Here is a 19132-nt window from a genome sequence, read left to right on the forward strand (position 1 = left end):
GTAAGATCCCTTGAAGATGACAAGGTAGATAGGTCTGAGGTGGAAGCACGGTGACGTGTGGAGCTGACAGATACTAATCGATCGAGGACTTAACCAAAATCGAAAAGCGGAAGAAGCCCGCTTAAATCCGAGGATGGTGGAGCTTCTGACGGAGAAGTCCGTTCTTAGACTTCGACAGAAGAAGCGAAGCAGCCGAAGGATTTGGCTTCTGCAGCTAGACAAAACAAACATGGTGAATCGGTCCTTACAGATTCATTCTTTAGTCGTTATCTAGTTTTGAGAGAACAAAGTTCTCTAAAAAAAAGTCTGGTAATGATGGCGAGAAGGTCACACCCGTTCCCATCCCGAACACGGAAGTTAAGCTTCTCAGCGCCAATGGTAGTTGGGGGCTCTCCCCCTGCGAGAGTAGGACGTTGCCAGGCTTAACCTATAGTTTTTGTTAGCTAGGAAGAGCAATTTGTACTATTATTATTCCGCAGTAGCTCAGTGGTAGAGCATTCGGCTGTTAACCGAACGGTCGTAGGTTCGAATCCTACCTGCGGAGCCATGCTTCCATAGCTCAGCAGGTAGAGCACTTCCATGGTAAGGAAGAGGTCACCGGTTCGAGCCCGGTTGGAAGCTTTCCTATTTTTAGAGCCATGGCCCGTTGGTCAAGCGGTTAAGACACCGCCCTTTCACGGCGGTAACACGGGTTCGAATCCCGTACGGGTCACCACTTTTTATTTTTTCCAGATGTCAGAAAATCAATAGATTTTTTGACCGCTCACATAGCAATACCTTTACATTGGAGGATTAGCTCAGCTGGGAGAGCACCTGCCTTACAAGCAGGGGGTCGGCGGTTCGATCCCGTCATCCTCCATCATTAATAGATTGCAGGATAATAAGGACGCCGACTTAGCTCAATTTGCAGAAAACGAATCGTAATCAGCAGGTAGAGGGTTCAAGTCCTGCAGTCGGCATTTGCCTTTTAATATGGAGGGGTAGCGAAGTGGCTAAACGCGGCGGACTGTAAATCCGCTCCCTCTGGGTTCGGCGGTTCGAATCCGTCCCCCTCCACCATTCATTTTAACTTGCCTACATATTTCTTAAATATAGGTACATACTAGAATTTGTATTAGCAATGGGCTATAGCCAAGCGGTAAGGCAACGGACTTTGACTCCGTCATTCGTAGGTTCGAATCCTGCTAGCCCAGCCAAGAGCCATTAGCTCAGTCGGTAGAGCATCTGACTTTTAATCAGAGGGTCGAAGGTTCGAGTCCTTCATGGCTCATTCATGATCTTGATACGTTTGTATCAAGGTCCTTTTTATATTACAAGGGGCCTTAGCTCAGCTGGGAGAGCGCCTGCTTTGCACGCAGGAGGTCAGCGGTTCGATCCCGCTAGGCTCCACCAATACATAAAAATCTGTCATTAGCCTTGTACTTTTGAGTACAAGATTTTTTTTGCAAAAAATTCTCCTTTGAACCGAAATAAACGTATATATATACAAAATTTTGTCGAGTTGAGCCACCTCTAAGAAAGCGAATACAATAGAGATATAAGGGTGGAGGAGGTTCTAGGATATGAACAAGAAAATTGCCATTATCGGGGTACCAATGGACATGGGACAGCAGCGGCGCGGCGTAGATATGGGTCCAAGTGCGATCCGCTATGCTGGGGTTGTAGAAAGGTTAGAAGAGTTAGGGTATGAAATAGAGGATGTTGGGGATCTGGAGATCGGAAAAAGAGAGAAGACGATAATCGAAAGGTCCAATTTACGAAACCTAAAAGCTGTACTTGAAGCTAATGAGCTATTACATGAAAGAGTATCTGACGTAATGAAAAAGGGTATGTTCCCCCTTGTATTAGGCGGTGACCACAGTATAGCGATGGGTACTTTAGCTGGGGTTGCGGAACATTTTCAAAACTTAGGAGTCATTTGGTATGACGCGCACGGTGATTTGAATACAGAAGAAACCTCACCGTCCGGGAATATACATGGTATGCCTTTAGCGGTTAGCTTAGGAATGGGTCACCCCTCTTTAACGAATATCGGCGGCTATTCTCCAAAATTGAAACCAGAAAATGTGGTTATTATCGGAGCAAGGGCACTGGATGAAGGGGAAAAAGAATTAATAAAAAAAGTCGGTATTAAGACGTACACGATGCATGAGGTAGACCGTTTAGGGATGACAACGGTCATGGAAGAGACGATTGCCTATCTAAAAGAACGGACAGATGGAGTTCACTTGTCATTGGATCTCGATGGACTGGATCCTGATCATGCGCCTGGTGTTGGAACACCAGTAGCAGGCGGATTGACATACAGAGAGAGTCACTTAGCCATGGAAATGCTGGCTGAATCAGGAATTATTACGTCAGCTGAATTTGTGGAAGTGAATCCTATTTTAGATGAAAAAAATAGAACGGCACAGGTAGCTGTTGCTTTAATGGGTTCATTATTTGGGGAAAAACTGCTTTAAATAAAAATTTAAGCTAGGGATAAAAATTTTAATCCAATTTTTATCCCTTATTTATGCTATAAGAAATTTATAAAACTTCCTGATTTACTTATAAAATGGTGAAGACCTTATTCTTTAAGTCAAATATGGTTTCTATAGGTCAAAATGTAGTCCTATCGGTCAAAATCAGTTTCTATGAGTCAAATCAGGGTGTTTACGGGTCAGATTCTATCGGTCAAACCCGAGGTTCTATCAGAAAATTCAGTTTCTGCGAGTTAAACTGTCAACTATACTTCGATCGTTCGAAGGCTTGTTCTAACATCGTTTTGCCCTCTAAAAATGGTTAATGGGCAAGAGGTCCTAATTAGACTACTCTAAATTCAAGATAAATGTCATAAAAAATTTACGAAAAAATGTAAAAATCAGTCAAATTTTTGGTACGATAGAAGGGAGTTTTTTCTTTAAAAATTTTTGAAACTATTGAACGGCCATATACGTATTAAATAAAAGCCGCATGAGCGGAGGTAGCAATTACATGGAAGTACTAGTCAAACAACGAATAAAACAAGTTCTTAAAGGCGATCAAAATGCTTATGGAGAGATTGTAGAACTTTACAAAGATAAAGTATTTCAGCTTTGTTATCGGATCTTGGGCAACCGGCATGAAGCTGAGGATATCGCACAAGAGGCTTTTATTCGAGCATATGTTAATATTCGAAAGTTTAATCCAACCAGGAAATTTTCAACCTGGCTTTACCGGATTGCTACAAATTTATGCATTGACCGAATTCGGAAAAAGAAGCCTGACTACTATTTGGATGCAGAGGTACCGGGGACTGAAGGTCTCACCATGTACTCTCAGGTTGCGATTGATACCAGGATGCCTGAAGAAGAGGTTGAAAGCTTGGAGCTGCAGGAAGCGATTCAAAGCGAAATTCTAAAATTACCAGAGAAATACCGATCGGTGATTGTGCTAAAGTATATTGAAGAACTGCCGCTGCAAGAGATTAGTGATATTTTGGAGATCCCATTAGGAACGGTGAAAACGAGAATTCACCGCGGACGTGAGGCACTCCGGAAACAATTGCGGAATGTTTAACAGGTGATTGGAGGGTGAGTAAATTGGGAAAGTGCCCAGAAAAGTTCGTCGAATACATGCACGAATATCTCGATGATGAACTATCTAGTGCTCATGAGGCTGAATTAAGACAACACTTACAAACTTGTGAAGAGTGCCAGAAGCACTTTCATGAATTGAAGAAAACAATAGCCCTAGTCCAAAGCACTGCACATATACAGGCTCCAAGTGGATTTACGGCAAATGTAATGAGCCGCCTGCCGAAAGAAAATAAAATGATTGGAATTCAGCGCTGGTTCCGAGCGCATCCGCTCTTAACAGCAGCATCTCTATTTATTTTATTAATGATGGGGAGTTTGGCATCCTCATTTAAGGGAAATGATGATTTCTCCGTAACGAACCATTCAAATATAGTGGTCAATAATAATACAGTGATCGTTCCTGAAGGCGAGACTGTAAAAGGTGATATTGTTGTAAGAAATGGTGAGATTCGAATCGAAGGGAAAGTCGAAGGAAATGTTACCGTGATAAACGGGCAACAATATTTAGCTTCAGCCGGGCAAGTAACGGGTCAAATTAAAGAAATTAATGAAGCTTTTTCGTGGATTTGGTTTCAAATAAAAAATACCTTTTTCAATGTCGTTGAAGCATTTTAACGGAAGTCGCTCTATTGTTGGGCGGCTTTTTTAAATACATAAAAGGCATTATGACTTTTTAGCTCACGTAAGCTTGGATATGATTGGATTCTTTGATTCGAAAGAGGTATGATATAATAGGAAAATAGCTTTTAATAAATAAAAAGTATCTTGTTAATATGTAAGATAAAAATAAACAAATTTTTGTAAGCTGCATTTGTTAACTTGGAGGAAAACATATGCCATTTGCAGATTACTTTGCAGAATTTACACTTATTGATTATTTAACGAATTTTATAGATGTATTGTTAGTCTGGTACGTCATCTATAAATTGATTACAGTCATTCGCGGGACCAAAGCTGTGCAGCTGTTAAAAGGGATCTTTGTGATTGTAATTGTTCAAAGCTTTAGCCGTTTATTTGGATTTACGACATTAAGCTGGATGATGGAACAAGCGCTTACGTGGGGGTTCTTAGCGGTTATCATTATTTTTCAGCCAGAGCTGCGCCGTGCCTTGGAACAGCTGGGAAGAGGAAGGCTCTTCTCGAAAAGCAATATCCAAGAGGAAGAGGAACAAATGCAAGTGGTTGAAAGTATTGCGAAAGCCGTCGGATACATGGCGAAAAGAAGGATTGGCGCTCTTATTGCTGTCGAAAGAGAAACTGGTTTGAGTGATTACATCGAAACCGGGATATCCTTAGAATCTCATGTAACTTCCGAGCTATTGATCAATATTTTTATCCCAAATACACCACTCCATGATGGAGCCGTTGTGATTCAAAAGAACCGGGTCGCAGCTGCAGCCTGTTACTTGCCATTATCAGAAAGCCCGTACATATCGAAAGAATTAGGAACGAGACATAGGGCAGCTCTTGGTATAAGTGAGGTAACAGATAGTATAACGGTGGTCGTCTCAGAGGAAACAGGCAGTGTGTCAATTACGAAGAATGGGGAATTGCATAGGGATTTGAACATGGATGGATTCAAAGAATTGCTGACTAATGAATTAATGCAATCCACTAAGGTAAAACAACCTTCCTCTTCAAAGTGGAGCTTTAGGGGGAGAGATAATGGATAAGTTTATGGAAAGTCCGTGGTTTCTAAGAATCGTTGCCTTTTTGTTAGCCCTGTTACTCTATACATCTGTCAATTTCCAGCAAGACGACACCGTGCAAGATTCCAACGGAGCAGGCAATAATAGTGAGACATTAGAAGTCCCTGTTAATCTTTATTATGACACAGATAATCTAGTGGTAACTGGTGCCCCAGAGACGGTGGCGGTCAACATACAGGGACCGAGGACCATTGTCCAATCCGCGATCCGGCTTAAAGATTTTGAAGTATATATTGACTTAACAAACGCGGAAATTGGTCAGCAGGAGGTCCAAATTCAAATCAGAAATTTATCTGACAAGCTGACTGCGACCATAGATCCGACCTATGTTACTGTTTCTGTTCAGGAAAAAGTGACAAGGGAATTTACAGTAGAGCCAGAGTTTAATGCTGATTTACTGGAAGAAGGCTTTATTGCTGGACAACCTACTGTAGATCCTAAGACTGTACAAATTACCGGGGCCAAAGACATTGTCGAACAGATTTCATATGTAAAGGCAACAATTGATACAAATGGAACGCTCGATAATACAGTGACAAGAGAAGCAAGAGTTCAAGTATTAGACCGATTCTTGAACAAATTAGATGTCATTGTTGAACCAGAAATAGTCGATGTTACTATTCCGGTTAGGCCGATCGAAAAAACAGTACCGATCGTCATTAAACGAGAGGGTGTTTTACCTGAGGGGATTACTGTAGAGTCAATGACCCTATCAGAAGAATCAACGACCATTAGAGCAGTAAGTCAGGAGATACTGGATCAAATTAATGATATCGAGATTCCAGTAAACATGGCAGAATTAACGGGTTCTCGAGAAATAACAATTCCGCTAGAGCTTCCTGAAGGAGTTCTTTTAATGGAACCGAATGAAGTCACATTGACGATTACACTTACAAAAGAGGTCACGTTTACCGAAATCCCAATTGAAGTTGAAGGATTAGGAGAAAACGAGGAGATTGAGTTTGTGAATCCAGAAACTGGTTCAATCAATATATCCTTAATAGGAAGCCCAGAAGTAATAAATTCAATTGAGGCAGATGCTCTTCAAGTATTGATAGATGTATCTACATTAGAGGCAGGGGAACATGAAGTGGCATTATCTTTTACCCCGCCCGAAAATGTAGACTGGGAAATTTCAGAATCAACAGTTCAAATTCTCATTCAGGAACCGGCAGAAGGCTAGTTGAAAATGAAATAAAGGAGCGAAAGATACATGGGTAAATATTTTGGAACGGATGGAGTACGAGGGGTTGCAAACTCAGAGCTGACACCTGAACTTGCTTTTAAACTAGGAAGATTTGGCGGTTATGTTTTAACAAAAGAAACAGAACGTCCGAAAGTTTTAATTGGAAGAGATACGAGAATATCTGGACATATGCTTGAAAGTGCACTTGTTGCAGGTCTTTTATCCATTGGAGCTGAAGTGATGCGCTTAGGCGTCATTTCAACTCCTGGGGTTGCTTATTTAACGAAATTTCTAGGAGCTCATGCAGGTGTTATGATCTCTGCATCTCATAATCCGGTTGCTGACAATGGCATTAAATTTTTTGGCCCGGATGGTTTTAAATTATCTGATGAACAAGAGAATGAGATTGAGGAATTATTAGATCTAGAAGAGGACACCTTGCCTAGACCAACAGGTGCTAATCTAGGTCAGTTAAATGACTATCTAGAAGGTGGTCAAAAGTATTTACAATACTTAAAAACGACAGTGGATGAAGACTTTACAGGCATACATATCGCGCTTGATTGTGCTCATGGGGCTACTTCTTCACTTGCTGCCCATCTTTTTGCTGATCTGGAAGCGGATCTCTCAACAATGGGGGCCTCTCCAAATGGATTAAACATTAATGAAGGGGTCGGTTCGACTCACCCTGAGGCCTTAGCGCAGTTTGTATTAGAGAAAAAAGCCGATATTGGTCTTTCCTTTGATGGGGACGGTGACCGTCTGATTGCCATTGACGAAAGTGGGAACATTGTTGATGGCGACCAAATCATGTATATTTGTGCGAAGTATTTTAAAGAAGACGGACGCTTGCGTCATAATACAGTTGTCTCAACAGTCATGAGTAATCTAGGCTTTTATAAAGGGCTGGAGCAACATGGAATCGAAAGTGTTCAAACCGCGGTTGGCGATAGATATGTAGTAGAGGAAATGAAAAAGAATGGCTACAATTTAGGCGGTGAACAGTCTGGCCATATAATCTTCCTGGATTATAATACGACTGGTGATGGTCTATTAACCGGTGTTCAGCTTGTTAATATTCTAAAAATTACAGGTAAGCCACTTTCGGAACTTGCAGCTGAAATGAAGAAGTATCCGCAAAAATTAGTGAATGTACGTGTGACTGATAAAGAACACGTGAAAGACAATGAAAAAGTCAAAGCAACCATTGAAGCGGTTGAGGCAGAGATGAATGGAAATGGCCGTGTGCTAGTTCGTCCATCAGGCACGGAACCGTTAGTGCGTGTAATGGTTGAAGCGCCAACGGAGGAACAATGCACAGAATATGTAGAGCGGATTGCGGCAGTCGTTAAAGAAGAAATGGGTCTCGCCGAATAAATTCCGAAACTAAATATGCAGAGGTGGAACCCCCGATTCCACTCCTGCATATTTTTGTATATACCCCTAAAAAAGTGGGGTGGCAAAATTTCCCCTTATCACAGCAGCAAGCTTTTAGTTGACGCTGTAGAGCAGGTATTGTAATATCAATACATGTGTTTTGTTTTGCCAAAAGCGGGGTATACAAAACATATTCTATGAAAAAGGAGGATAGGGGAAAAACTTACTATAAGCGCCAGAACTAAACAAGTTTGTTTAGTTGACGAGGAGAAGGACGATCGAAGCTTTCGGCGGATGCCTTCCAGTTGTTCTGCACAGCTGAGACTCGATTCTTAAAACAGAAGGGTGACTTTCTGCACAAAGGGATAGAGATGCAGACCGCTTCATAAACGATTGCTATCTAGTAAAAACTAGGTATCATACCGTCAAAACTAACTAGAGATAAGGGGGCAATTGGATTGCCCCGACAAATGAGGCTTCCTTTTGCCCCCAAAATAGGAGGCAATTGAAGTATGTGTGGAATTGTTGGATATATCGGAAATACGGATGCAAAAGAGATTCTTTTAAGAGGTCTAGAAAAGCTGGAATACAGAGGTTATGATTCTGCAGGAATCGCTGTACAAACAGAAACTGGCGTGCAAGTTTTCAAAGAAAAAGGCCGGATTGCCGATCTTCGCGAGATTGTAGACCCTGCTGTTGAAACTTTTACAGGAATTGGCCACACCCGCTGGGCAACCCACGGTGAACCAAGCCGGGAAAATGCACACCCTCATCAAAGTACAACAGAACGATTCACGCTTGTTCATAATGGAGTGATCGAGAATTATCTCCAGCTTAAGCGCGAGTATCTGGCAGATGTAACATTTAACAGTGAAACAGACACAGAAGTCATCGTTCAGCTTGTTGAAAAATTCGTGAACGAGGGGCTTGAAGTGAATGAAGCGTTCCGCAATACGCTATCGCTGTTACATGGATCTTATGCCCTCGCCCTGTTAGACCGTGAGAATCCAGACACGATTTATGTAGCAAAAAATAAGAGCCCCTTATTGGTTGGCCTTGGTGATGTCTTTAACGTTGTGGCTAGTGATGCGATGGCGATGCTTCAAGTAACCGACCGTTATGTCGAGCTTATGGATAAAGAAATGGTTACAGTAACAAAAGATTCTGTTACGCTTCAAAAGCTTAACGGAGAAGTGGTGGAGCGAGCTCCATTTATTGCTGAATTAGATGCAAGCGATATTGAAAAAGGTACTTACCCTCACTATATGCTCAAGGAAATCGACGAGCAGCCTGCTGTGATTCGTAAAATTATTCAAGCCTATCAAAACGAAGCAGGCGAGCTTAGCATCGATCCTGAAATCGTTGAGGCTGTAAATCATACCGACCGGATTTACATTGTTGCGGCCGGAACAAGCTACCATGCCGGATTAGTCGGAAAAGAGTTCATCGAAAAAATGGCGAAAATTCCGGTAGAGGTTCATGTTGCGAGTGAATTTGCTTACAATATGCCATTACTGTCTGAAAAACCTTTATTTGTGTTCATTTCACAAAGCGGGGAGACAGCCGACAGCCGTGCTTGCTTAGTTCATGTAAAAGAACTAGGGTACCCGGCCTTAACGATTACAAATGTTCCAGGCTCAACGCTATCCCGGGAAGCTGACTATACATTACTATTACATGCGGGTCCTGAGATTGCAGTAGCATCTACAAAAGCTTACACAGCCCAGTTGGCTGTACTCGCGATTTTAGCCCATGTTGCAGGGAAAGCAAAAGGTCTTGGATTCGAAGCCGATCTTGTTCAAGAGCTAGGTATTGTTGCGAATGCGATTCAAGTGCTGGTTGATACGAAAGTTGAAATCGAGTATATTGCTCGCGAGTATCTATCTGTTACAAGAAACGCTTTCTTCATCGGCCGTGCGCTTGACTATTATGTAGGACTTGAGGGAGCGCTTAAGCTCAAAGAAATCTCCTATATTCAAGCTGAAGGCTTTGCCGGTGGGGAATTAAAACACGGAACGATTGCTTTGATCGAAGAAGGAACACCAGTCATTGCACTTGCAACACAACCAAGCGTCAACCTAAGCATTCGCGGAAATGTCAAAGAGGTGGTAGCTCGCGGAGCCTACCCTTGCGTCATCTCCATGAACGGCTTAGAAGAGGAAGACGACCGCTTCGTTCTTCCTGAAGTCAACGAAATGTTAACACCCCTTATCTCAGTCGTGCCGTTACAGCTACTAGCCTATTATGCAGCGCTTCACAGAGACTGTGACGTGGATAAACCACGGAATTTGGCGAAGAGTGTGACGGTGGAGTAGTTATTAAAAAATTTGCAATCCTGTTGTTTATCGACAACTTAGTGGTGCCCTAAACAACTCAAGAGTACCCTGAACAACCTAGTAGTGCCCTTAACAACTTAAGGGTACCCTAATTGTTCTCATGGAATTCTAAATATGTTTCCGTCTTAAGGTGAAAAAACACAGATGATAAAAGGAGCTTGGATTTCAAGCTCCTTTTAACATACCTATCCTCTTCTTAAACTAAAGCCCCCGTACGTTCATAAGGAATTCTAAAAAGGGCTATAACCACTATTATAATTATGGACTTTTTCCACTTAATATGACCACTATAGGTAGTCAGAAATCCACCGTTTATTATGCTTTCAAAAGATTTAATATCATCGTGATAATAGAAATAAGTGTAGATTTGAAATAAAGTAACGATGTTTATAAAAAAGATGTGAAGTTTAAAATAAAGTAGCGACGTTTATAAAAAAGTTTGATTAAAAATCCTGTGTTGATATGCAGGATTTTTTCTTGTTCCACAAACGGGCTATATTGTGGAAAAAGTAATTTTTTTGTAAAATTAGTAAAGAAAGAATATTTACTTATTTCTTTATTTAATACTTGGAAAGTTGGGTAACTATGAAATATATTGGCTTCATAATAGAAAACTATAGAGCTATAGAACGAATAGAGGTTAAAATTTCGGACCCATTAATTCCTATAATAGGGATCAATGAATCAGGAAAAACATCTGTACTTAAGGGGATCTTATCTTTTGACAAGTTGAAAGATAATTACAATAAGGGTGAGCACTTAAACTTTAAAAATAAATATTCGTATAAAGAAAAACAGTGTAATATAACTGCTCGTGTTCTTATTGAAACTGAAGAAGAAGTAGAAAAACTAGCAAAAAAAATGAAACTCAAAGTTGGAGACCCCCTAGTGGAAACTCTATTTGATTATGTTAAGAATAAAAGATTAATTAATATTTCAAGGTCATTAAATCTGATGGAATATAATCTAATAGATTTTCCTATAGAAGAGGAAAGAAACAAAGAGATGGCCGATAAACTATTTGATCTTTTACCAATTATTTTATATTTCGATGATTTTAGTGATAGAGTACCTGAAACTATTGACTTGCCACCAAATTACATAGAAAAAGGTATAAGGTCAGGTAACAGTGTTCAAGCAGAATGGCGAAGCCTTATTGAAGAGATATTTTATAGATCGACAGACGGCGAATATACAATAAAGGATTTCCTAGAAATAGAAGACCCTGATGATAAAGCTGCACTGTTAAGTGATGTTAGTGATCAACTAAATGCAGATATTATAGATGAATGGAAAAAATTAAAACTAAAGGGTAGCAGCGCACTTGCAAATGATGAAGATGATTTAGAATTAAAAATAATTTATACTCCTCCAACTGAGGAATACAACAAATATAGCTTTGAATTTAAGGTAGTAGATAAAACACTGAATCAGAGAAAACGGCAATTTAATGTAACTGAGCGTAGTAAAGGTTTTCAATGGTATTTTAATTTTATAATTAAATTAAAATTTAATGCAAAATATAAAGATAATCCTTCTAACGCAATATATTTATTAGATGAACCAGGATCATACCTTCATTCTTCTGCACAAGAAGAATTATTAAGTGAGTTAAAAGTGATTTCTGAAAATAATACACTTCTATATTGTACACATTCACAGTATCTACTTGATCCAGAGAAGATAAATATATCCACTATAAAAATTGCAATAAAGCAAGAGGGAAATATTGTTTTAAAACCATTTAATTCATATGGAAAAAACTATAATCAAGGTGCATTAACTCCGTTAATGGATGCATTGCATTTAAAGACGGGATTGGAATCTATAAATACAAAAAATGTAATTATTACTGAAGGGATAACGGATTATTATTTTCTTAAACTTCTTACTGAATATAGAGAAGAGTTCCAAAAACATGATATTCAGCTAATTCCAGGTGCTGGTGCACAAAATTTGAGAGAACTTATATCATTGTCAATTGCATGGTCATCAAAATATCTAGTTTTACTGGATAATGATGATGCAGGAAGGAATGCTTATAATACTTATATATCTTATTTTGGAGAAGGTGAAAGTGACAATTTATACTTGTATAATGATCGCGAGGAAACTTTTGTGCTAGAAGATTTTATTTTAGATGAGGATGAAAAAAATATTTTAGAATTGACAAATTCAGATAATTTAAAATCAGCGTTTATTTCCCTTTATTTCTTAGAAGATAAAAATTTGAGGAGAAGAATAATTAAGAAATTGGATAGTAGCAATTTGGTATTTTTGAGTAGCATTATTGACAATCATTTTAAAGTTGAAAATGATCAAACTTTTTTATAAAAATCGTCCTCGTGAAATATTTAAAGAGCCTGTTTTGATCAATCATTTTTAAAAAGCAGGCTCTTTTATATTTGGAAAATCAACATAATAAGACGTGTTTTTGATCAAACTTTTTTATAACCCAACAATAAGAAGGTAAGTTTATGATCTGTCCCCTACTTTATTCCAGCAAAAAACAAACCTTCTACCTGATACTTCAACAAAAAGAAAGAAGGCTATATAATTAGCCTTCTAAGCAAATGACATCCTATAGTTCAAAAACATTTGTATGGATAGATTTATGATTTTCCCTGAACTCGGTGGGCGTGATTTTTTATTTACCACTCAAATTTTCCGGAACACACACAACTTGTGTCTTTCCCGTATTTCATCATCTGATATCCCCTCTCTATTGAGCAGGGCCAACCAAACTGGCCGTCTTGCGATCATAGGTCACATTGGTAATAGAGCCATCCTGAATACGACGCACCGCTTCGTCAATCACGTGCAGCGGGACGAGGAACCATTCCTTTGGCCGAACAGGGCGGCCAAAGCGGTCATGGATGGTGAGGTCGAGCTGAGCAGGTGCAAAGATGCGTTGGAATATACCTTCCAGCTTCATGCGGTTGATACCGGCCAGTTTGTAGCTGGCGACAACTTCGACATCCGCTAGCAGGTAGGTGGCATCGTGCGCCGCATTGGCGATGCGGGTTTCAATCTTGCCACCTGTAACGCCGATTTTGTGAATCAGTTCGCGGTGCTCCGAAACGAAGGGATGATTGGACAGGCTGCGCAGGACATAGATAGTACCACTTTCGATATCGTCTTCGTCCCAGGTTGAGCTGAACAATGGCCCGGCATCAGGCTCGGTCAATCGGCGCCCAGCCTCGTCTTTGTACAGCGCGCGCTGCAAAGACCTGAGAAGGAGATTACTTTCAGTGCCATTAGAGTAGATGACTCTAAGTCGAGCATCAGGTTGGCCATTCGGTGCTTTAAATTCATCCCCCTTTTCAGCCACGTAGACAAGTTGGCCGCCCAAAATAAAGAAGTTACCCGGATTGACGCTCGCGTCCTTACCAAATGGCCGCGTTTGTCGAACGCCAGAATTAAGTTCGCTCTCAGCCTGCTCAAACAACGGCCGGAAGCGACTGAAGTCCTCACACTTCTCTCGTTTGGCAATTTCCTCGGCCGCACGTATTTCGGCTCGCGAGCGGACATGGCGAAGTTCTGTAATGCCGGAAGGGTCAGCCGCGCCTTCGAGTTCGGCGAGCAAATCATCGTCATCTATCAATTCCACTGGGTCAAGCGACTCATTCTCGGCACCATTCAGTAGCCCTTGGTAATCGAGTGACGCTAGAAGAACCCGGCATTCCTCCTGCTCACGTAGTCGATCGAGTCGTACGGCGTACAATCTCTCAATGACGTCATTAACTTCACCATGCTGTGGAGCACGGCCATACTGCTCAACAAACCGCTGGATTTCCTCAAACCCCCCGATAATGCGTTCCTCACGTGGTGATTGAGTTCGTGTCTTCGCTATCTCCTTGTCCACACCAAGAGCATCGAGTAGTTCGTCATCAGAAAGATTAGGCATCTATATCCCCTCCACTCCCTTTTGCAGCCTTCTGCTGCGAGTGATGGCGCTGCAAGGCTGCGACACCTTCGGCCATGCGTTTCTCCCATGGATCTTGTGCATTTATATCTGGTAGTCGCCCGCGCTCCTTCTTGAATTGCAGAGCCCGTACAGCCAGCGCTCTTGCCTCCTCGTAAGGAATGCTTACACGCTTAGTGGCAATCGCAGCTGAAACCTGTTTCAGACTGTCTTCGCTTATTGCCTTGGCGAGTATCGCGTATGCCTCGCTGAACGGATTAATTCGGTCGATGAGATCTATGTCCAGTTCACGCACGTCCATTACGAACTTGCGCACGCCGTCGATGAATGCAGTGTTGGAGGCCGGTTCGTTGCTGTCCCCAGTGACGCCAAGCGCAGTTTGCTTGGCCTGCTGCGTCAGGTTGAGGGCAGCAATGGCGTGCTGGCGTACCGCTTCCTGATCTTCAGTGTCGAGGTCAGGATACTTTTCCTTGATGATCTTCCCCATCCGAACCTGGGTCAGCTCCTCCGGCACCATTTCGCTGTCAAACAAGCCGTGTTCGATAGTGGTCTTGTCTTGAACGAATGTAGCGATCACTTCATTTAGGTCTTCTCGACAAATGCGCACGGCTTCCTCACTTTTAGGTTCGTAGAGGCCCTTGATCTCAATCTGCAACTGCCCTGTTTCATGGTTGAAGCCGACATTGCACTTTTCTGGATCATAACCACCTTCACCATAGTCGAACCCTTGCATCGGACCACTCGCCGGTCTCTTCGGTTTGAATTCAAAGCGAGGTGCAAGAACTTGCTCCATCAGTAAGCTAGCAGCAATGGCCTTCAAGGTATCGTTAACGGCCTCGGTAACTGCCTGCTCGGAGGCGTCGAGTTCGGCGATCAGGTTGGTGAAACGGGCACGGGTTTTGCCTGGCGCGTCGCGGGTCGCGCGGCCGATGATTTGCACGATCTCGGTGAGACTCGCCCGATAGCCAACCGTGAGTGCGTGCTCACACCAAATCCAGTCAAAGCCTTCCTTCGCCATTCCGAGGGCGATGATGATGTCAACATGGTCGCGGTTGTTCTTATGGGCGGGGTCTTTCAGCGCGGCGAACACCCGGTCGCGCTTGGTTGGGTCATCATCCACCAGGTCGGCGATCCGGAGGATTCGGCCACCTGGCGTCTTGACTAGCTGGAAGCCGGTCGCGGGATCGGTCCCTTGCCATTCGCCCAGTTCTTCGATGATATGTTCGACCTCCCTTATCTTGTCCTTCGTGCTCTCGCGCGAATTGACGTTCGGGATGTGGATGATGGTCTTCTCGGCCGGATCGAGCACCTTGAGTATGTCATCGGTGTATGAACCGGAGTAGAAGAAATAGCCAATGTCGAGCTGCTTCAGATACTCGTAGCCGTTGAGTTGCTCATAATAAGTGTAGGTAACGGTATCGAACTTCAACTCATCCTGTGGGGCCAGCACTGCCTCAGCATCGCCCCGAAAGTAGGAACCGGTCATCGCCACTATATGTACGCGATCGCGGGCGATGAACTGCCCGAGATGCAGGCCGAGTTTGTTGTCAGGGTTGGCCGAAACGTGGTGGAACTCATCCACGGCGATCAGCCTATTGTCGAAAGCCTCCACCCCGAATTTATCGACAGCGAACCGGAAGGTAGCGTGGGTACAGACCATTACCTTGTCATCGCTCTGGAGGAACGCGCCAACTGAATTAACCTTCCCGCCATTATCCGCGCCAGGCGCGTTACATAGGTTCCATTTCGGCTTCACGCTCCAATCGGCCCAAAAGCCAAACTGGCTCAGGGGTTCATCGTTGAAGCTCGAACCGATTGACTTTTCCGGCACCACAATAATAGCCTGCTTGAGCCCTTGATTTTCGAGTTTGTCAAGGGCTATGAACATCAGCGCCCGGCTCTTACCAGATGCAGGCGGTGACTTGATAAGCAAGTATTGCTCGCCGCGCCGCTCGTAGGCGCGTTCCTGCATCGGTCGCATTCCCAGTTCATTGGTCTTGGCCGAACTACCGTTACTGGCATAGGACACCGAAATGGAGGGGATTGATTTATTCCCGTTGGTCATTTGACTGCCTCCTTCTTACCTGTGTTGGTCGGTTTCGTTGAAGTCGTCATTTTTGTGTAAAGCTCGAACAGCTTTTCTAGCCTCTCTGTGTCGTTTCGAAAACGACGGCCGATATAGATACGCTCTAGCACCTCGTCATTTCGCTCATGAGCCTCACGTAGATCGGATGGCATGCTTTCAGGATCGTAAAGATCGGCAATTGAAGCTGGGAAGTGCGCCTCACGCGCTAATAAAATGTCCTCGGCACAACGGGTAAGGTCTGCCTTGTTCTTTTCGGTCAGTGTTGGGACGGGGAAGGTATTCCATCCAAGTGTGTTCGAATAGCGGAAATCGGTTTTCAGCTTGCCACAGACAGTTGCAACCCACACCAGGTGAAGACGCGATGCTATCAATGCCATATTCCATAAAGGCGCGTCAAAAAGCGCAAAAGCAGCGTTGCTTACTATCGTTCCCGCCGGCGCAAGTCCTACTGGAAGATACTCGCGGCTCTCCGAGGAAACGCTTGGAATAATGGTCAAAATTTCATTGCCAATCTGCCGAACCTCACCAAAACGGTGGGATTGGCTAGCGATCGAGCGGGTTGCCGATTTTTTGCTGGCCATTCGCATGGCTCGAACATTCTCAATACGTTGCCGAATGCTAGGAATTTGAATAGCCTCATCAAGCTGATCGTCCTTGATCCACAAGCAATACCTTTCCTCGCCGCGAATAAACTCTGCGGATCCATAGATGCGTCGGACGAATTGTGCACGCTGGTCCGGCGTGAGCCCAAGTTCCAAAACTTCTTCACGTGTAAGCAAAAGATCCCCTCCCACAGGCTTGTTGCCAAATTCCATACGTGCGAAACCTGCGGATGGACTGGTTGCTTTCTTGACGATTATATCCCGACCTGCCACCAAATAGGCGTTAATGTTTTCGGTCTCTTTGACAATCACACTTTGGTCGGCGCCGACCGAAAACAACCGTCGGACCTTCCCTGGATGAAGTGAGATCCCGACAATCACCACGGTCACTCCTGCGTTATGACTCGCGAGATTCGTCCATTTGAATGAGGTGTGCGCAAAGGCTATCTCATGCCCCGTCTCAAAAATCAGTGGCCAGAGAATGGGTACTTGCTGGCCCTGACAAATCGAATTAGTTGCCACAAAAGCCGTTGTGGCATTGGTGTGTTTCCCGTATTCGGCCGCTTTCATGAACCAAGCCGCGACATAATCGAGAGACTTCCAGTTGCTAGTCTTTCCGTCGAAAATTGCTTGTAATTCTGATTTTTGTTGTGTGGATTGGTAAGTCGAACCCAGGTACGGAGGGTTGCCGCATATATACGTCTCTCCGCCATCATTTTCGAAGTCGATCTCCGCTTGATCCAATGGAGTACTTAAAAGATCATCCGCGTTGAATTTCACACCTGTTCCAGTCGGTGGGCAGATACTAAGCCAATCCAGTTCCAAGGCATTGCCGCAGGTAATCCAGTTGTCCGATGAGAGCGGTAAAAATTCAGACAGTGCTAGCTGCATTCCACGATAAAGAACATCACATTGGAACTCCGCAATGATGAGGGCTAGGCGTGCAATTTCCGCTGAAAAGTGACGTAGCTCGATGCCTCGAAAATTGGTCAACGGTATGTCACTCTTACGTCCATGTTCCCCGCGTCGCTCATTGATGGTGTTTTCAATCTCCCGCATCTGCTTGTAGGCGATGACCAGGAAGTTGCCAGAGCCGCAGGCTGGATCAAAAACTCGGATCCTCGATAGCCGCTTGCGTAGGTTCAGCAACATACGAGGGTTGTCACCCGCAGCTTCAAGCTGCGCGCGTAAATCATCCAAGTACAGCGGATTGAGTACCTTCAGGATGTTTGGAACACTCGTGTAGTGCATACCGAGCGCACCACGTTCCTCGTCGTCCGCCACTGCCTGGATCATGGAGCCAAAGATGTCAGGATTTATCTTAGTCCAGTCCAGATTACCGATGTGAAGCAGGTAGGAGCGTGCGATCTTGCTAAAGCTTGGCACCTCTACATTGCCCGAGAAGAGTCCGCCGTTCACGTAAGGGAACGCGTCGGCCCAACGTGGTAATTTTGCTTTGGGGCGATCAATAATCTTCGTGTTCATAGCGCGGAAGATTTCGCTAATCACTTCATGCATGTTCGAGGCATCACGTGTGCTCATCTGCTCGATGGTGTCAGTGAACAGACCCGTCCTGCTAAAGATGCCGGTGTCTTCGGCAAAGAAGCAGAAGATCAGCCTCGCCATGAAGAGGTTCATCTCATGGCGCCGTTCAGCCGTTCCCCATTGCGGGTTTCCTCTCAACAGCTCGACATAGAGCCGGTTCAACCGGCTCGTTGCCCGGATGTCGAAAGAACTGTCGCGTATCTGCTTGACGGTCGCAATCCCGGCAAGCGGCAAGAAAAAGCCAAAGTGATCTGGGAAATCCCGATAGGCACAGACAACCGTCTCGCCAGACTCCAATTCTTCTGCCTCAAAGTCAACCCCGTCAGTAGCGAGGATGTAACGCGCCTTTGCCCTGGTGGTTGCCCGGCTTGCTTTCAGTGCTGCAAGGGTCTTGGTTACTTCACCAGGTGGGGCAACCGCAATATGGATGTTGTTAGCCTGTAGGACGCCGCCCAGGTCGGACTTATTCGATTCACCCAAGCGCAGGCGTCTGATTGTCGTCTCCTTGTTCCCGAACGCCTGCAGGAAGGAAAACGGGAACTCCTCCTTAACAAAGGGCTGGCTCGCCAAATCGGAGACTGCTGCTTCTATTTCAACTGGGTTCATGCTTGTCCCTCCCGGTTTATATCTTGTTGCCGAAATGAAGCCCTAGTGCACACTATATCCAACAATATTCGACTATCAATCAATGTAATCCTAAGCCACGTTTATTTTTTAGCTTCGTATTGGCAATGTTTTATCGATAGTATGACAACTTCTGATATGAAAATTATATCAACACCTAAAATAGAAGTCTATAATGATGG

Annotated in this window: 11 protein-coding genes, 8 tRNA genes and 2 rRNA genes; 18 read left to right on the forward strand and 3 right to left on the reverse strand. The window is 43.7% G+C overall.

The annotated features are described in order from the left end of the window. The 18 genes from CRO56_RS17170 to CRO56_RS17255 form a co-directional block, all read left to right on the forward strand. A 23S ribosomal RNA gene (locus tag CRO56_RS17170) occupies window positions 1-97 on the forward strand; the annotation flags it as partial. Window positions 98-305: 208 nt separating this feature from the next. Beyond that, a 5S ribosomal RNA gene (gene rrf, locus CRO56_RS17175) occupies window positions 306-422 on the forward strand. Window positions 423-472: 50 nt separating this feature from the next. After that, window positions 473-547, forward strand: a tRNA-Asn gene (locus tag CRO56_RS17180). Window position 548: 1 nt separating this feature from the next. Further along, window positions 549-621 (forward strand) — tRNA-Thr (locus tag CRO56_RS17185). A 19-nt stretch (window positions 622-640) separates the two neighbouring features. Next, window positions 641-715, forward strand: a tRNA-Glu gene (locus CRO56_RS17190). Between the two features lie 71 nt (window positions 716-786). After that, window positions 787-859: transfer RNA gene (locus tag CRO56_RS17195), tRNA-Val, on the forward strand. A 115-nt stretch (window positions 860-974) separates the two neighbouring features. After that, window positions 975-1059: transfer RNA gene (locus tag CRO56_RS17200), tRNA-Tyr, on the forward strand. Window positions 1060-1121: 62 nt separating this feature from the next. Then, a tRNA-Gln gene (locus CRO56_RS17205) sits at window positions 1122-1196 on the forward strand. 1 nt (window position 1197) lies between these two features. Further along, window positions 1198-1270 (forward strand) — tRNA-Lys (locus CRO56_RS17210). A gap of 46 nt (window positions 1271-1316) precedes the next feature. Next, window positions 1317-1392, forward strand: a tRNA-Ala gene (locus CRO56_RS17215). Window positions 1393-1562: 170 nt separating this feature from the next. Then, the gene (gene rocF, locus CRO56_RS17220; protein WP_097159867.1) at window positions 1563-2462 is read left to right on the forward strand and encodes an arginase; all 900 of its coding nucleotides are present in this window, start codon (window positions 1563-1565) and stop codon (window positions 2460-2462) included. 514 nt (window positions 2463-2976) lie between these two features. Beyond that, the gene (gene sigW, locus CRO56_RS17225) at window positions 2977-3540 is read left to right on the forward strand and encodes an RNA polymerase sigma factor SigW (RefSeq protein WP_097159868.1); all 564 of its coding nucleotides are present in this window, start codon (window positions 2977-2979) and stop codon (window positions 3538-3540) included. A 14-nt stretch (window positions 3541-3554) separates the two neighbouring features. Then, on the forward strand, window positions 3555-4175 hold the full coding sequence (locus CRO56_RS17230) for a zf-HC2 domain-containing protein (RefSeq protein WP_281257328.1): 621 nt from the start codon (window positions 3555-3557) through the stop codon (window positions 4173-4175). A gap of 218 nt (window positions 4176-4393) precedes the next feature. Further along, window positions 4394-5233 (forward strand): diadenylate cyclase CdaA, encoded by an 840-nt coding sequence (gene cdaA / locus CRO56_RS17235; RefSeq protein WP_097159869.1) that lies wholly within the window; start codon window positions 4394-4396, stop codon window positions 5231-5233. After that, window positions 5226-6452 carry a CdaR family protein gene (locus CRO56_RS17240; protein ID WP_097159870.1) on the forward strand — a complete coding sequence of 409 codons (1227 nt, stop codon included), beginning with the start codon at window positions 5226-5228 and terminating at the stop codon, window positions 6450-6452. The genes cdaA and CRO56_RS17240 overlap by 8 nt, the downstream gene beginning before the upstream one ends. A gap of 30 nt (window positions 6453-6482) precedes the next feature. Next, window positions 6483-7832, forward strand: coding sequence for a phosphoglucosamine mutase (glmM, locus tag CRO56_RS17245; protein ID WP_097159871.1), 1350 nt, complete (start codon window positions 6483-6485; stop codon window positions 7830-7832). 512 nt (window positions 7833-8344) lie between these two features. Continuing rightward, window positions 8345-10147: a glutamine--fructose-6-phosphate transaminase (isomerizing) gene (gene glmS / locus CRO56_RS17250; protein WP_097159872.1), complete on the forward strand. Its 1803-nt coding sequence runs from the start codon at window positions 8345-8347 to the stop codon at window positions 10145-10147. Between the two features lie 606 nt (window positions 10148-10753). Further along, entirely contained in the window at window positions 10754-12502 is a 1749-nt protein-coding gene (locus tag CRO56_RS17255; protein WP_097159873.1) for an ATP-dependent nuclease, read from the forward strand. A gap of 388 nt (window positions 12503-12890) precedes the next feature. On the opposite strand, the gene CRO56_RS17260 is transcribed toward CRO56_RS17255, so the two are convergent. The 3 genes from CRO56_RS17260 to CRO56_RS17270 are packed head-to-tail and all read right to left on the reverse strand — an operon-like array spanning window position 12891 to window position 18932. Then, complete coding sequence (locus CRO56_RS17260; protein ID WP_097159874.1) at window positions 12891-14075, reverse strand: GIY-YIG nuclease family protein; 1185 nt, start codon at window positions 14073-14075, stop codon at window positions 12891-12893. Further along, window positions 14068-16158, reverse strand: coding sequence for a DEAD/DEAH box helicase family protein (locus CRO56_RS17265; RefSeq protein ID WP_097159875.1), 2091 nt, complete (start codon window positions 16156-16158; stop codon window positions 14068-14070). Before CRO56_RS17265 ends, CRO56_RS17260 begins: the two co-directional genes overlap by 8 nt. Further along, the gene (locus CRO56_RS17270) at window positions 16155-18932 is read right to left on the reverse strand and encodes a class I SAM-dependent DNA methyltransferase (RefSeq protein ID WP_097159876.1); all 2778 of its coding nucleotides are present in this window, start codon (window positions 18930-18932) and stop codon (window positions 16155-16157) included. Before CRO56_RS17270 ends, CRO56_RS17265 begins: the two co-directional genes overlap by 4 nt. Between the last annotated feature and the right edge of the window lie 200 nt (window positions 18933-19132).

It is taken from the genome of Bacillus oleivorans (genome assembly GCF_900207585.1).
In the GTDB taxonomy this organism is placed as follows: domain Bacteria; phylum Bacillota; class Bacilli; order Bacillales; family JC228; genus Bacillus_BF; species Bacillus_BF oleivorans.